This is a genomic window from Nonomuraea sp. NPDC003804 (genome assembly GCF_040610675.1).
In the GTDB taxonomy this organism is placed as follows: domain Bacteria; phylum Actinomycetota; class Actinomycetes; order Streptosporangiales; family Streptosporangiaceae; genus Nonomuraea.
On the sequence record NZ_JBEXMT010000055.1, the window covers coordinates 1 to 13,197 of the forward strand.

The following is a 13,197-nucleotide window of genomic DNA, read 5'->3' on the forward strand; positions in this document are numbered from 1 at the left end:
TTGATGCCGAAGTCGGCGACCTCCTGGGCGAGGGATTCGTTCAGGGCTTCCACGGCCCACTTGGAGACGTGGTAGGCGCCGCCGAGCGGCATCGCTAGGAGACCGGCGGCCGAGGACAGCTGGATGATGTGCCCCGCGCCCTGCTCGCGCAGGTAGGGCAGTGCGGCCTGGATGACCCACACCGCGCCGAACAGGTTGGTCTCCAGCTGGTCGCGCAGGTGCTGCTCGGTCAGCTCCTCGATCGCGCCCACCTGGGCGTAGCCGGCGTTGTTCACGATGACGTCGAGCCGGCCGAAGTGCTCCTTGGCCCGCTTGACGCTGTCGAAGACGGCGGCCTTGTCGGTCACGTCCAGCTCCAGCGGAAGCACCGCCTCGCCGTAGGCGGCGACCAGGTCATCGAAGCCCGCGGTGGTGCGGGCGGTCGCGGCCACCTGGTCGCCACGCGACAGGGCGGCCTCGACGAAGTCGCGGCCGAGGCCGCGAGACGAACCGGTGACGAACCAGACCTTGCTCATGATGTCCTACCGTTCTCTCTGCGGTGGCGGTCGCGCGGCGGTCACCACGCGACGGGGCCAAGGCGATCACTCGTGAAGTCGTGGTGCCGCGTGGATCGTTCGCGCGGCGTCCCGACGACCATGAGGCACCGGCGACCCGGACTTTGTGACAGCGCGGTCATGTGACGTATGCCACCGATCACGGGTGTCACACGGCGGTGAGGGCCGGTGTCTTGTGCGCGGAGCAAGGCGGAAAGCGAACAGGCAGGAGCCGGCAATGAACGAGCGCAGCGGGCCAACGGCGGGTCAGGTCGGGCCGCCCCCCGGTGACGGCCCGATGGACTCCGCCACCGAGGCCTTCGTCGCCCACCGCAACCTGCTGTTCACCGTCGCCTACGAGATGCTCGGCTCGGCGGCCGACGCCGAGGACATCCTGCAGGAGACCTGGCTGCGCTGGATCAAGGTCGACCTGGGACAGGTGTCCGACCAGCGCGCCTACCTCGTCCGGATCACCACCCGGCAGTCGCTCAACCGGCTGCGCACCATGAAACGCCGCAAGGAGACGTACGTCGGCCCCTGGCTGCCCGAGCCGCTGCTCACCACACCGGACGTGGCCGAGGACGCCGAGCTCGCCGAGAGCGTGTCGATGGCGCTGATGCTCGTCCTGGAGAGCCTCTCGCCGACCGAGCGTGCCGTCTTCGTGCTGCGCGAGGTCTTCGACGTCAGCTACGAGGAGATCGCGGCCGCCGTCGACAAGAGCCCCGTGGCCGTCCGGCAGATCGCGCACCGCGCCCGCCGGCACGTCGATGCCCGCCGCCCCCGCGAGGCGGTCTCCCCGAGCCAGGCTCGGGCGGCCCTGGAGTCATTTCAGGCCGCGCTCGAGACCAGGGATCTGCAGGCCCTCCTTGATGTGCTCGCCCCCGAGGTCGTCCTGGTGAGCGACGGCGGCGGCGTCAAGCAGGCCGCGCCGCGGCCGATCACCGGTGCCGGCAAGGTGGCCCGCTTCATCGTCGGCGGCCTCGGCAAGGCCCGGTTCACGCTCACCGGTGACTCCACCGTGGTCAACGGCAATCCGGCACTCATCATCCGCGTGGACGGCGAGCTCGACGGCGTCCTGGCGATGCGTGTCGAGGACGCCCGCATCACCGGCCTCTACTACGTCCGCAACCCGCAGAAGCTGACCCGCGTCGCCTCCGAGACCCCGCTCACCCTGCGATGAACAAACCGGACCACCGAAACACCACTCATCCACTGCCACCCGCCAGCAAAGGGACACCACGCACCATGACCGGACAGACGACGGCAGCGCACGGCGGCCGCACCTTCCTGAAGATCGCGGTCGCCGTGCAGACCGTGAGCATCTTCTTCCAGGCGGCCACCGCCGGAATGCTGTTCGCGTCCCACGACACCGAGCTGCACCACATCGGATCACCCGTGATGTACGGCACGACGCTGCTGTACGTGCTCGCCGCGGTCCTGGCCTGGCGCCCGGGCGGCGGCACACCCCGCCCCATCCTGTACGCCGCCGGCTTCCTCGTCCTCGCGTCGGCGCAGGTCGCGCTGGGCATCGCGGGCATGACCTCGCTCCATGTCCCCCTGGGCGTCCTGATGTTCGGCCTCAGCACCTTGACCCTTGGCCAGATGCTGTCCGCCGCCCGGCGAGGCCGCTCCAGCGTCCGGTCGTAGCCGCCGCCGACCCCCGGGTCGTGCCCCCGCACCCCTCGACCCCACCACCGGCCAACCGCTTCGAGTCCGCCGGCGCGCTCGCGGGTCTGGGGGGCGTCGTAGGGGATGGCGACCCAGCGGCCCTCGGCCTCCCCTCGGAAGTCCTCGGCCGCCTCGACGACATCTCGCGATCCGGCGGCCCCACGGCCGTCAACGGGATGAACACCCGGCGTGCCGCACCGCTCGATGTGCACTGATGAGGACGGGGCGTGAGCCTGTGATGAGGCGTGCCCCGTCCGGGCTGGTCGGGTGAGGTGTCAGGTCAGGCGCGGCGGGCGGTGAGCTGGAGCACGTAGCCGTCGGGGTCGGTGACGAAGGCGGTGGGCAGGCCGTTCTCGTCGGGGAACTGCATGAGCAGCGTGCCGCCGCAGTCGTGGATCTGGTCGATCAGCGTCTGGAGCGTCGCGGCGTCGGCGACGTCGAAGCCGATGTGGTCCACGCCCCCGGAGTCGCCCGCGGTCCGGGTCTTGCCGGTGGCGCGGTCGAGGTCACCGCCGGCCTGTTGCAGCGCCAACTGGTCACCGGTACCGGGAGTGGTGAGGAAGGTGATCTCCGGGGTGACGCCGCCGATCTCCATGCCGAGGCTGCCGGTGTAGAAGCGGACCGAGCGGTCGACGTCGGCGACGACCAGGTTGACGTGGTTGAGGCCCAGGGTGCGGACGCGGTCGCGCGTGGTGTTCGTCATGCGACGTATGCTGCAACTTCAAGTGCGCTTCAAGTCAAGGAGGATCATGGACGAGGGCCTGCTGGACATCGCCGAGGTCGCCAAGCGCTCGGGACTGGCGCCCTCGGCGCTGCGCTTCTATGAGCAGAAGGGCCTCATCAGCGCGACCGGCCGCAACGGGCTGCGCCGTACGTATGACCCGGCGACGGTGGACCGCCTGGCGCTGGTCACCTCCGCGCGCGACGCCGGGTTCACCCTCACGGAGATCGCCGAGCTCTTCGCCGCCAAGCCGACCGACAGCGCGCTGCGCGCACGCCTCCAGGCCAAGGCGGCCGACCTGGAGGAGCGCATCGCCCAGCTCGCGCTCATGCGCGACAGCCTTCTGCATGCCTCCGTCTGCCTGCACGACCCGCTGGTGGACTGCCCGGACTTCCAGCGCTTCGTCCGCTCCGCCCGACCGCAGCCGCCCGCTTGACTTCAAGCGCGCTTCAAGTCGCAGGGTGATCGGCATGACGAAGACCAACCTCGCACCCCGCCGCACCCCCGCGTGGCTGATGGCGCTGGAGATGCTGGTGCTCGGTGCCGGCATCGGCTGCGCGATCCAGCTCCTGGTCCTCATCATGCAGAACTCCGCCGAGCCGCAGTCCCTCGGCGTCGCCTCCGCGGCCGCGATGTTCTTCCGCTCCATGGGCGGCGCGCTCGGCACCGCTCTGTTCGGCACCATCCTGGTGCGCCGGCTGACCTACGAGCTGCAGCAACAGGCGCCTGCGCTTCCTGGATCAGCCGAGGAGATCGCGCGCCAGGCAATGTCCGAGGGGGCCGCGCTGTCGCCCGCCCTTCAGACGACCGTCTCCCAGGCCGTCGCCGACTCGATCCACGTCGTCTACCTGTGGGCCCTGCCCTTCGCCGGGCTGTTCCTGATCCTCGCGCTCGCGCTGCCCTCGGTGCCACTGTGGACGGTGGACTTCCTGCGCAAGGTCAGGCAGGACCACGAAGCACAGCTCGCCACCACCGCGCCCCGGGCCACGACCGACTGAGCATTCAGCATCACGGAAGAGGGGGCGTTGTCCTCGGCGATCACGGCCCGCACGGCACCTGGACGGCGAGCGTGGTGGGGCCGCCCGGCGGGCTGTCGAGGCGGACCGCGCCGTCCAGGGCGGCGACCCGCCGGCGTATCCCGGGGATCCCGGTGCCGCGCGCCTCGTCGGCGCCGCCCCTTCCGTCGTCGGTGACCTCGATGGACAGCACGTCGTCGGCGCGCTCGATCCGGAGGGCCGCCCGCGTGGCGGTGGCGTGCTTGGTCACGTTCGTCAGCGCCTCGGCGATCACGTAGTAGGCCACCGCCTCCACGGCCGCCGGGAGCGCGCCCAGATCGGCGAGCTCGACGTGGACCGGCACGCTCGACCGGGTGGCCAGCGCCGTCAGCGCCCCCTCGAGCCCGCGGTCGGCGAGGATCGGCGGGTAGATCGTCTGGAGCACCGTGCGGAGCTCGACCATCGCCTCCTCCGCCGTCTCGTGCGCCCGCTGGAGCAGCGCCGCGACCGTGTCCGGGTCGTCGGCGAGTGACTCCCTGGCCATGCCCAGCTGCATGGCGATGGCCACCAGGCGCGCCTGCGTCCCGTCGTGCAGATCGCGTTCGATCCGCTGGAGCTCCGCGCCGTGGGCGTCGACCACGCCGACCCGGCTCCTGGTCAGCACGTCGACCCGCTCGGTGAGCCGCTCGCGGGCCGACGGCGCGAGCACCGCCAGGCACAGCCGCGCGTGGAGGCGCGCCAGTGTCGGGAGCACCCACCAGGCCGCCGCACCGAGGACGGCGATCTGAACAGAGCCCCCGACCAGCGCGGTCTGCCAATCGCCCACCTGGACATCGAAGAACGACAACAGGGTGGGACGCGCGTCGGCGGGAAACGCCCACCACAATGTCGACGCCACCGCGGCGACCAGGATGTTGCCCAGGCATAGCAGGGCGGCCAGCCCGAGCGGGAACCCGACGGCGACGTGCACGAGCGCCCAGGCGAGATCCCGCCGCCCGCCCGGCCGTCCGTCGGCCGGAACGCCGAGCAGCCTGCCGGCCCGCTGACGGTGCCAGTCCGCCCAGCCCCGCGCCGCCGGCGGCGCGAGAAGCACCGGCGACGCGAGCGCCGTGACCACGGCCGTGGCCAACGTGCCCAGCAGGTAGAGCGAGCCGGAGAACGCACGGTCACGCATGCGCACCTCCTCACGACGCCGTACGGCGATCATTATCCGTCACCGGCCTCCGCCGGGCACTACAGCGGGCTGTACCAGCGCGCGTGCGGCCAGCGGTATCGTGCCGGACGCCCGGCCGAAATAGCGTCCCTGACCATGAAACCGACACGTGCGCGGACCCGCAGACGCCTGGTCCCGGTCCTCGCCCTGATCGCCCTGTCCGCCGCCGTCACGCCCCCGGCCAGAGCCGACGGCGGCCCGCTCCCACGGCCCGACTGGAAGCACTGCGCCCAGGGCGCCGACGACGCCGTCGGCAGGGAACTCGACCGGGCAGGCGCACGGTGCGCGGAGCTCACCGTCCCGCTCGACCACTCCAGGCCCGGCGGCCGCACCATCAAACTCGCGCTGTCCCGCCTCCCCGCCACCGACCGCGCCCATCGCATCGGCACCATGGTCCTCAACAGCGGCGGTCCCGGCGAGAGCACGCTGGGCATGCCCCTGCGGACGCGCGCGGCCATGAAGGACGTCGCCGCTCGTTACGACCTCGTCGGCCTGGACCCGCGGTTCGTCGGGCGCAGCACGCCGCTCGACTGCGGCTGGCCCGTCGGCCTGTGGCTACGCTCGGCCGGTCCGACCCGCGCCCGGTTCGATCAGCAGGTGGCGGTGCAGCACGACCTGGCCGAGCGTTGCGCCCGGCGCCATGCCGACGTGCTCCCGTACGCCAACACGCGCGACACGGCCCGCGACATCGACCTCGTACGCCGCGTCCTCGGGGAGCGCCGGATCTCCTTCCTCGGCTACTCCTACGGCAGCTACCTGGGCGCGGTCTACACCCAGATGTTCCCCGGCCGCACCGACCGTGTGGTCCTGGACAGCGCGGGCGACCCGAACACGTGGGGCCCCAGGGCGACGCAGGGCACCGAAGACGAGGCGGAACGCGCGCTGCGCGGCTGGGCGGCCTGGGCTGCCAAACGTCACGGCACCTATGGCCTCGGCGCCACCCCCGCCCGCGTGCTCGCCACCGTGAACGCTATCGTCGCCGCCGCGCAGGATCGCCCGCTGCGCGTCGGACCGTACGAGGTGGACGACCAGGCGGTCCCGTACATCCTCTCCATCGGCTCCGGCGACGACCGCCCCGCGGCCCGCGCGGAGTTCACCTCCACCGTTCGGACCCTGAACGAGGCCGCGCACGGCCGCCGGGCCGACCCCGGCTCCGAACTCGCCGGATTCCTCGCGTTCGTCCTGACCAGCGCCGGCTCCCCGCTCGCCGGCCCGGCCGCCGCGATCATCTGCGGAGACCGCGCCGCGCCGCGCGACCCCGACGTCTACTGGAACGACGTCCAGCGCAGCCGTGCGCGCCATCCCCTCTTCGGCCCCCTCAAGAACAACATCTGGCCCTGCGCCTTCTGGCCGAACCACCCGCGCGAGCGCCTCACCCACGTCGCCAACCCCACCCCCGCGCTGATCGTGTCCGCCACCGGCGACACCGCCACCACCTACGAGGGCAGCAAGGCCATGCACCGGGCGCTGACCGGCTCCCGCCTGCTCACCCTGCGCGGCACCACCGCCCACGGGATCTACGGCGAATACGGCAACGCCTGCGTGGACGCCAAGGTCAACGCCTACCTGGCCACCGGCACCCTCCCCGCCGCCGACCCGATCTGCCATCCCTGACCCGCCGCCCAGGCCGCGACACCCCCACGCGGCCTCACGCATTGAGGACGTCTTCACCGGAACGCCGACGCGGCACGCCCCAGCGACCTCCACCCGGTAGCGAGGACTTCGACGGGAATCCTCGCTAGCCGACGTGGACGTGAGGGCGCCGTTCGATGTCCGGCTCGGCCTTGCGCAGCACCTCGCGAGTCAGCGGAGGCACATCCCCGCCGCCGAAGACCAGGTAGCGCAGCATGCCCACGACCGGGTTGCCCTCGGCCCAGTGGAAGTAGATGTGCGGCACACCGCGGGTACGGTCACGCAGGTACAGCAGCAGCGCGGCCAGCGTGTTGGGCACGGCCGAGCTCTCGATCCGCAGGATCTGGTGGCCGTAGCGTTCCTCGCCCTTGACGTGCAGTTCGGTCTCGAACTCCGAGGCGTCGGGCACGGTGACCTCCACGAACAGGACCGGCTCCGAACTGCGCAGCCGGTGGTTCAGCCAGGTCTCGCGCAGCTTGTCGTTGTACTCTCTCTGGTCGCGTTCGTGGGGTTCGTTGGCGATCACGTGGATGTCACCGCAGGCCTCGTTGACGAACTGCTCGGCCAGCGGATCCAGGTGTACGTCGGTGACGCGCAGCTCGGTTGAGCGGGTGGCACGGGAGATCAGCGAGGTGATGATGATCGCGGCGATGAAGAACGAGGCGATCTTGACACCGTCGGGCCGTTCAAACACATTGTCGACCAGCGTGTAGGCGAGCACGCCTGTGATCAGCCCGAAACCCGCACGTGCCGACCGCTGGCCGAGATTGTGCGCCGACAGCGTCACCGCCGCCGCGGCCGACAGCATGAGCACCAGCACGCCGGTGGCGTACGCGCCGCCCTGAGCCTCCACACTGGCGTCGAAGATGATCGTGATGGCGAACGCGATCGCGGAGAAGATGAGGACGAGGGGGCGTACCGCGCCGGTCCACTCCGGCGCCATGCCGTACCTGGGAAGATAGCGCGGCACCAGGTTGATCAGCCCGGCCATCGCCGAGGCGCCGGCGAACCACAGGATGGCGATGGTGCTGATGTCGTAGGTGGTGCCGAACCAGTCGCCGAGGAAACCGTGGGCGAGATAGGCGAGCGCGCGTCCGTTGGCCTTGCCGCCCGGCTGGAACTCCGCGGCGGGGATCAGCACGGTGGTGACGAAGCTGCTCAGGATCAGGAAGACGCTCATGATCAACGCGGCCGTGGTGAGCAACCGTTTGGTGCCCTTGATCCGCTGCTGGATGTCGCCCTTGATTACGGGCATCACCGCGACGCCGGTCTCGAAGCCGGACATGCCCAGCGCGAGCTTCGGCATCACCAGCAGCGACAGGCCGATCATGGCCAGGGGGCTGCTGTAGCCGGCGTTCAGCAGGTTCTGCCAGCTCACCACGACGTCCGGGTTGTTCAGCACATGCAGGATCGCCACGGTCACGACGACCGCGTTGAGCCCTAGATAGACGAAGACCAGCAGGACGGCGATGCCGATCGCCTCGGTGAACCCCATGAGGAACACCCCGCCGAGCAGGGCCAGGAGGAAAAGCGTGACCGGCACACGCTGGCCCTCAAGCCAGTGCGGCGCGAAAGGGTTCTCCAGGATGTGCGCGGTCGCGTCGGCGGCTGACAGCGTCATCGTGATGACGAAGTCGGTGGCCGCGAAGCCGAGCAGGGCGAGTACGAACAGCTTGCCCCACCACTGGGGGGCGAGCTTTTCCAGCATCGCGATCGAGCCCTGCCCGTAGGGGCTCTCCTCGGCCACCCGCCGGTAGACCGGCAGTGCCCCCAGCAGCGTCAGGCCGACCAGGAACAGCGTGGCCAGCGGCGACAGCAGTCCGGCCGCCAGCGCGGCGATGCCGGGCTGGTAGCCCAGAGTGGAGAAATAGTCCACGCCGGTCAGGCACATCACCCGCCACCAGGGATGCTTGGCGTGCGGGCCGTGCTCGATCTGCTTGCGATCGGTCTGCAGACCCTCGAGCAGCCACGTCCGTAGCGGAGTTCCCGGTGCGGAGGCGGGTTGCCTCATCCTGACCATTTCGGGCACCCCATACATCGCTCTCAGCTGACGAACGCACACTACTTGCCACTTCGTGCCTGTCTGTCGCGTTGAGGTGTCAAGAACGCGTCAATGACCGAATTCGCATCGTCACGGAGGGTGACATTCGAGGGTCTTCGGTCAGGACCTTGGTCGAGCAGCCGACGGCGCCGGCAGTCGCACGTCAAGAAGACGTCAGGCCGCGAAGGTCTCGATCGGGACGCGGGTCGCCGGTCGACGCCGCGTCGGCCGTCTCCAGGAGGCGGCAGTATTGCCGGGAAACGGAAACGAAGGCTTCGCGAGCCTGCCGGAGTACTCACATGACGCCGGGCGCCGCGCACGGGACCATTCCGTCATGACTGCAGTGGTGGAGGCCGAAGGGCTGACCAAGTACTACGGCGAACGCCGCGGTCTCGAGGACCTGACGCTCGACATCCGGCCCGGCGAGGTCTTCGGCTACCTCGGGCCCAACGGCGCGGGCAAGACCACGACGATCAGGCTGCTGCTCGACGTGATCAGGCCGACCAGAGGGTCGGTGCGGGTGCTGGGCGCGGACTCCCGCGAGCACGGGGTCCGGAGCCGGATCGGCTATCTGCCCGGCGAGCTGGTGTTGGAGGGGCGGGAGAAGGCCCGTGACTACCTGCGCTTCCTGGGCAGGATCCGGGGCGGCGTGCCGAGCGCGCGCATCGAGGAGCTGGCCGAACGGCTGGACGCCGACCTGTCGGTCCAGATGCGCAAGCTCTCCAAGGGCAACAAGCAGAAGGTCGGGCTGGTCCAGGCGTTCATGCACGAACCGGAGTTCCTCATCCTGGACGAGCCGACCAGCGGGCTGGACCCGTTACTGCAGCGGGAGTTCCTGGCCATGGTGCGCGAGGTGCGCAGGTCCGGCCGGACCGTGCTGATGTCCTCCCACGTGCTGGCCGAGGTCGAGCAGGTCTCCGACCGGGTCGGCATCGTGCGCGAGGGCCGCCTGGTGGCCGTGGAGAACGTGGCCGCGCTGCGGGAGAAGGCGGTGCGGCGCGTGGAGTTCCACTTCGACGCGCCGGTGCCGCCCGAGGCGTTCGCTGCCCTGCCGGGCGTACGAGACCTGAAGGTCGAGGGCGCGGCGCTGTCGTGCACGATCGACGGCCGCCCCGACGCGCTGATCAAGGCGGCCGCCCGGTTCACCGTGGTGCACATGGTCAGCGCGGAGCCGGACCTCGAAGAGATCTTCCTGACCTACTACAGCGAGGTGTCGTGATCACCAAGACGCTCGGGGAGTACCGCCGGGCACTGATCGGCTGGACCGTCGGCATCAGCCTCTTCCTGACGATGTACATCAGCATCTACGGCAGCATGCGCGAAGATCCCGAGACCCTCAGCAAACAGGCGCTGGCCAAGGCCCCCGGAGCGCTCAGGGACATCCTGGGCGGAATGGAGGACATCGCCACCGCGACCGGCTACCTGCAGACGGTCGTCTACCAGCTGCTCGTCCCGCTCATGTTCATCGTCTGCGCGATGATCCTGGGCAACCGGGCGATCGCGCAGCCGGAGGAGTCCGGCACGCTGGAGCTGACCGTCACGCTGCCCATCGACCGCAAGCGGCTGGTGCTCGACCGCTTCGTCGGGCTGCTGATCGCCCTGCTCACGATCACCGCGATCACCTTCCTGGTCGTCGTCGGCGTCGCCAGGTCCATCGACCTCGGCGTAGGGGTCGACCGGATCCTCGCCGCGCACACCGGCGTGTTCCTCCTCGCCCTGTTCTTCGGCACGCTCACGTTGACCGTGGGCGCGATGACCGGACGCAAGGCGCTGGCCATGACGGTGGTCGGTGTGTGGGGAATCGCCGGCTACATGGTCATCACCGTCGGCAGGAACGTCGATGCCATCTCCTGGCTCAAGTGGGTCTCGCCGTTCCACTACTACGCCGAGGGCAGGCCGCTCTACCAGGGCTTCCCGCTGGGTGATTATCTTGTGCTGGCGGGAGCGGCGGCCGTACTGGCGCTCACCGCGGTTCTCGCCTTCGACAGGCGTGACGTAGGAGTCTGATGGAGGACCCGCTCCCACGGCTGCTCGCCGAGCACGCCGCGACGGGACGGCTGCCCGGCCGCGCGACGCTCGAGGAGTGTCGCGCGGCCGGCGAGCGCGCCGCCGAACAGGGCGTCCCGCTGCGGGTGCTGATCGACGAGGCGTTGCGTGCTGTTGAAGGCACGGCCGCGCTGCGCAGGGCGGTCGCGGCCCTGATGGAGGGGTACGAGGGCGCGCAGCTGGCCGCCTGGCGCAGCGAGGAGCTGGCCCGGCGGGAGTTCGTCGACGACCTGCTCCAGGGCAGGGCGGAACGGCTGGCCGAGCGGGCGGAGCGCTTCGGGCTCCGGCTGGCCGAGTCGTACACGGTGGCGGTCGCCCGCGGCATGTCGGACGGCGACCCGGATCGCATCGAGCGCGACCTGATCGCCAGGTTCGGTTCGCACAACGTGCTGGTGGCCGTGCGTGACGGGCTGTTGGTGTGCGTGGTCCCCGCGACGCTTCCCGCGGCGGTGGGAGAGTTCTCCCACCACGTGCGGGCCCGGTTCGCCGACGGCTGGCGGCTCGGGGTGGGCCGTCCGAAGCGTGGGCCCGGCGGGGTGGTCGCGTCCTTTCGCGAGGCGGCGGGAGCACTGGAACTGGCCGACAAGCTGGGCATCCGCGCGCAGGTGGTGAGGGCCGCCGACCTGCTCGTCTTCCCGGTGCTGCTACGCGACCGGGCGGCGATCGAGGATCTGGTGACCAGCGTGCTGAGCCCTCTGCTGCAGGCGCGCGGGGGCCATGAGCCGCTGCTGGAGACGTTGGAGGCGATCTTCGCCGCGCACGGCAACCAGGCGGCGGCCGCGCGCCGGCTGGGCGTCAGCACCAGGACCGTCACCTACCGGCTGGAACGCATCCGCCGCCTGACCGGCTTCTCACCTGACGAGCCCACCCAGCGCTTCACCCTGGAAACCGCCGTGCTCGGCGCCCGCCTCCTGGAATGGCCCTAAGGAGTGGCGCGGGCCGGCCTTCCGCTTCGACGACACTCCACGCGAAGCGATCTTGTGTAGCGCTAGCCGTGACGGGTGGGGTGTGCCGCCATGAAACCCCTGTGCAGGGCTGACAGGCCCGTCTCGAACCAGGTGTCGTAGTAGCCGGCGTCGGCCTGCTGGGGGGCTTCGCGCCGACCGGGCGGTGTGCCGACCTGGGCCAGGGCGTGCCCCAGGGTGAAGACGGCCACTGACTGGAAGGCGAGCTGGACGTCCTCGAGAGAGGTCTCACCCAGGTCGACGGTCGCGAGGATCTGGCCGAGCAACTGCGCGCCGACCTCGGGACTGACCGGGTGGGTGGCGAGCAGCGGAACCGCGGCGGGGTGCGCGAGCAGGACCTGCCGGTAGTGGTGTCCGAAGTCCAGCAGGGCATCGGTCCAGGCGGTGGCCGCGGGCAGGCGCACGGCGGCCTGGGCGGCCAGGTGGTCGACGACGGCGGCGAGCATCGCCGCCTTGTTGGGCACGTGCCGGTACAGGGACATCGCCTCGACGCCGAGCCGTTCGCCGACCTTGCGCATGGACAGCGCTTCGAGACCGTCCGCGTCGATCACGGCCAGCGCGGCTGCGATGATCTTCTCTCTGCTCAGTACGGCAGGCCGCCCGCCTCGCGATTGCCCAGGAGCGCTCATCAGGCCAGCGTAGTGAAGGTCACGCTCACCAGCATGATCAGGCACAGCACGCCCACCACCATGTGCTGCACGTCGATGACCACGTCGCGGCCCTCGGTGGGCAGGATCTTCCAGGTGCGGGCGTATTCCCGCCGGTAGGCCTCGCGCTGGGCGGCGAAGCTGAACCCGAAGTACGGAAGCCACCAGCTCGTGACGTGGCCGATCATCGTCAGCACGCTGAGGACCAGCGCGACGGTGCCCGCGTTCAGTGCCACCGCGACGGCGATCGCGATGAAGATCGGGTAGTTGATCGCGGCCATGGCGAGCCGCTCCTTCACCGTCTGGGACTGCAGGTCATTGAACGGGAACATCGGGACCCATTCGGTCACGACCAGGTAGGCGACCAGGACGAGCGGGGTGACAAGGGCAAGAGTGTGCATGGCTGTGCCTCCTGTTTGTTTAGAACGTAAGCTTACGCTCTAAACAAACCTGCGCAAGTCTCATTCGCTGCGCGTCAGGGCGGCGAGGGGTTCGGCGAAGAAGCTTGACGTCACCCGCGACTGGGTGAGCGCGCCGCACGGCCCGGGTGGCGGCACGACCAGGCGCCCGGCCTCCTTGTCCGGGAGCCGGGCACCTGGGAGATCGCGTCACCTGGTCCGTGCCGGTACGGCGGAAGTGGAACCGGCAACGTGTGCCGCCCGGACCGATCGCGTGGGCTCGCTCGAACCGAGAGTCGTTGGACGAACAGCGGCCAGGTCCGAGAGCGGCGCGGGCT

At 70.3% G+C, this 13,197-nt stretch carries 14 protein-coding genes; 8 read left to right on the plus strand and 6 right to left on the minus strand.

The features are described from left to right. On the minus strand, positions 1–515 hold a 515-nt coding region (locus ABZX22_RS43325; protein ID WP_354922573.1), incomplete at its 3' end, for an SDR family NAD(P)-dependent oxidoreductase. A 256-nt stretch (positions 516–771) separates the two neighbouring features. Between ABZX22_RS43325 and ABZX22_RS43330 the strand changes: the two genes are divergently transcribed. Then, positions 772–1,713: an RNA polymerase sigma-70 factor gene (locus ABZX22_RS43330; protein WP_354922576.1), complete on the plus strand. Its 942-nt coding sequence runs from the start codon at positions 772–774 to the stop codon at positions 1,711–1,713. 65 nt (positions 1,714–1,778) lie between these two features. Beyond that, positions 1,779–2,180: a hypothetical protein gene (locus ABZX22_RS43335; RefSeq protein ID WP_354922578.1), complete on the plus strand. Its 402-nt coding sequence runs from the start codon at positions 1,779–1,781 to the stop codon at positions 2,178–2,180. A gap of 301 nt (positions 2,181–2,481) precedes the next feature. Here the strand turns inward: ABZX22_RS43335 and ABZX22_RS43340 are convergent, their stop codons facing one another. Then, entirely contained in the window at positions 2,482–2,904 is a 423-nt protein-coding gene (locus ABZX22_RS43340) for a VOC family protein (RefSeq protein ID WP_354922581.1), read from the minus strand. Between the two features lie 46 nt (positions 2,905–2,950). On the opposite strand from ABZX22_RS43340, the gene ABZX22_RS43345 reads away from it, so the two are divergent. Continuing rightward, positions 2,951–3,358, plus strand: coding sequence for a MerR family transcriptional regulator (locus ABZX22_RS43345; RefSeq protein ID WP_354922584.1), 408 nt, complete (start codon positions 2,951–2,953; stop codon positions 3,356–3,358). Positions 3,359–3,392: 34 nt separating this feature from the next. Continuing rightward, positions 3,393–3,920, plus strand: coding sequence for a hypothetical protein (locus ABZX22_RS43350; protein WP_354922587.1), 528 nt, complete (start codon positions 3,393–3,395; stop codon positions 3,918–3,920). A gap of 40 nt (positions 3,921–3,960) precedes the next feature. Here ABZX22_RS43350 and ABZX22_RS43355 read toward each other — a convergent pair whose 3' ends face one another. Next, a complete protein-coding gene (locus tag ABZX22_RS43355) occupies positions 3,961–5,091 on the minus strand; it encodes a histidine kinase (RefSeq protein ID WP_354922590.1) in 1,131 nt (376 codons plus the stop codon). Positions 5,092–5,226: 135 nt separating this feature from the next. On the opposite strand from ABZX22_RS43355, the gene ABZX22_RS43360 reads away from it, so the two are divergent. After that, positions 5,227–6,744, plus strand: coding sequence for an alpha/beta hydrolase (locus tag ABZX22_RS43360; RefSeq protein ID WP_354922593.1), 1,518 nt, complete (start codon positions 5,227–5,229; stop codon positions 6,742–6,744). A 124-nt stretch (positions 6,745–6,868) separates the two neighbouring features. Here the strand turns inward: ABZX22_RS43360 and ABZX22_RS43365 are convergent, their stop codons facing one another. Further along, entirely contained in the window at positions 6,869–8,782 is a 1,914-nt protein-coding gene (locus ABZX22_RS43365) for an amino acid transporter (protein ID WP_354922596.1), read from the minus strand. 355 nt (positions 8,783–9,137) lie between these two features. On the opposite strand from ABZX22_RS43365, the gene ABZX22_RS43370 reads away from it, so the two are divergent. From ABZX22_RS43370 to ABZX22_RS43380, 3 genes are read left to right on the plus strand one after another with little or no spacing between them, the layout of a single operon-like run. Then, positions 9,138–10,022 carry an ABC transporter ATP-binding protein gene (locus ABZX22_RS43370; RefSeq protein ID WP_354922599.1) on the plus strand — a complete coding sequence of 295 codons (885 nt, stop codon included), beginning with the start codon at positions 9,138–9,140 and terminating at the stop codon, positions 10,020–10,022. Then, positions 10,019–10,810 carry an ABC transporter permease subunit gene (locus tag ABZX22_RS43375; protein ID WP_354922602.1) on the plus strand — a complete coding sequence of 264 codons (792 nt, stop codon included), beginning with the start codon at positions 10,019–10,021 and terminating at the stop codon, positions 10,808–10,810. Before ABZX22_RS43370 ends, ABZX22_RS43375 begins: the two co-directional genes overlap by 4 nt. After that, complete coding sequence (locus ABZX22_RS43380; protein ID WP_354922605.1) at positions 10,810–11,775, plus strand: helix-turn-helix domain-containing protein; 966 nt, start codon at positions 10,810–10,812, stop codon at positions 11,773–11,775. Before ABZX22_RS43375 ends, ABZX22_RS43380 begins: the two co-directional genes overlap by 1 nt. Positions 11,776–11,837: 62 nt before the next feature. On the opposite strand, the gene ABZX22_RS43385 is transcribed toward ABZX22_RS43380, so the two are convergent. Beyond that, positions 11,838–12,443 (minus strand): TetR family transcriptional regulator, encoded by a 606-nt coding sequence (locus ABZX22_RS43385; protein WP_354922608.1) that lies wholly within the window; start codon positions 12,441–12,443, stop codon positions 11,838–11,840. Then, the gene (locus ABZX22_RS43390; protein ID WP_354922610.1) at positions 12,443–12,862 is read right to left on the minus strand and encodes a hypothetical protein; all 420 of its coding nucleotides are present in this window, start codon (positions 12,860–12,862) and stop codon (positions 12,443–12,445) included. The genes ABZX22_RS43385 and ABZX22_RS43390 overlap by 1 nt, the downstream gene beginning before the upstream one ends. Positions 12,863–13,197: the final 335 nt, after the last annotated feature.

What these genes read in the sequence shown, in the direction of transcription:
- ABZX22_RS43330 (WP_354922576.1), top strand. Translation starts at nt 772, where the DNA reads ATGAACGAGCGCAGCGGGCCAACGGCGGGTCAGGTCGGGCCGCCCCCC.
- ABZX22_RS43335 (WP_354922578.1), top strand. Translation starts at nt 1,779, where the DNA reads ATGACCGGACAGACGACGGCAGCGCACGGCGGCCGCACCTTCCTGAAG.
- ABZX22_RS43340 (WP_354922581.1), bottom strand. Translation starts at nt 2,904, where the DNA reads ATGACGAACACCACGCGCGACCGCGTCCGCACCCTGGGCCTCAACCAC.
- ABZX22_RS43345 (WP_354922584.1), top strand. Translation starts at nt 2,951, where the DNA reads ATGGACGAGGGCCTGCTGGACATCGCCGAGGTCGCCAAGCGCTCGGGA.
- ABZX22_RS43350 (WP_354922587.1), top strand. Translation starts at nt 3,393, where the DNA reads ATGACGAAGACCAACCTCGCACCCCGCCGCACCCCCGCGTGGCTGATG.
- ABZX22_RS43355 (WP_354922590.1), bottom strand. Translation starts at nt 5,091, where the DNA reads ATGCGTGACCGTGCGTTCTCCGGCTCGCTCTACCTGCTGGGCACGTTG.
- ABZX22_RS43360 (WP_354922593.1), top strand. Translation starts at nt 5,227, where the DNA reads ATGAAACCGACACGTGCGCGGACCCGCAGACGCCTGGTCCCGGTCCTC.
- ABZX22_RS43365 (WP_354922596.1), bottom strand. Translation starts at nt 8,782, where the DNA reads ATGGTCAGGATGAGGCAACCCGCCTCCGCACCGGGAACTCCGCTACGG.
- ABZX22_RS43370 (WP_354922599.1), top strand. Translation starts at nt 9,138, where the DNA reads ATGACTGCAGTGGTGGAGGCCGAAGGGCTGACCAAGTACTACGGCGAA.
- ABZX22_RS43380 (WP_354922605.1), top strand. Translation starts at nt 10,810, where the DNA reads ATGGAGGACCCGCTCCCACGGCTGCTCGCCGAGCACGCCGCGACGGGA.
- ABZX22_RS43385 (WP_354922608.1), bottom strand. Translation starts at nt 12,443, where the DNA reads ATGAGCGCTCCTGGGCAATCGCGAGGCGGGCGGCCTGCCGTACTGAGC.
- ABZX22_RS43390 (WP_354922610.1), bottom strand. Translation starts at nt 12,862, where the DNA reads ATGCACACTCTTGCCCTTGTCACCCCGCTCGTCCTGGTCGCCTACCTG.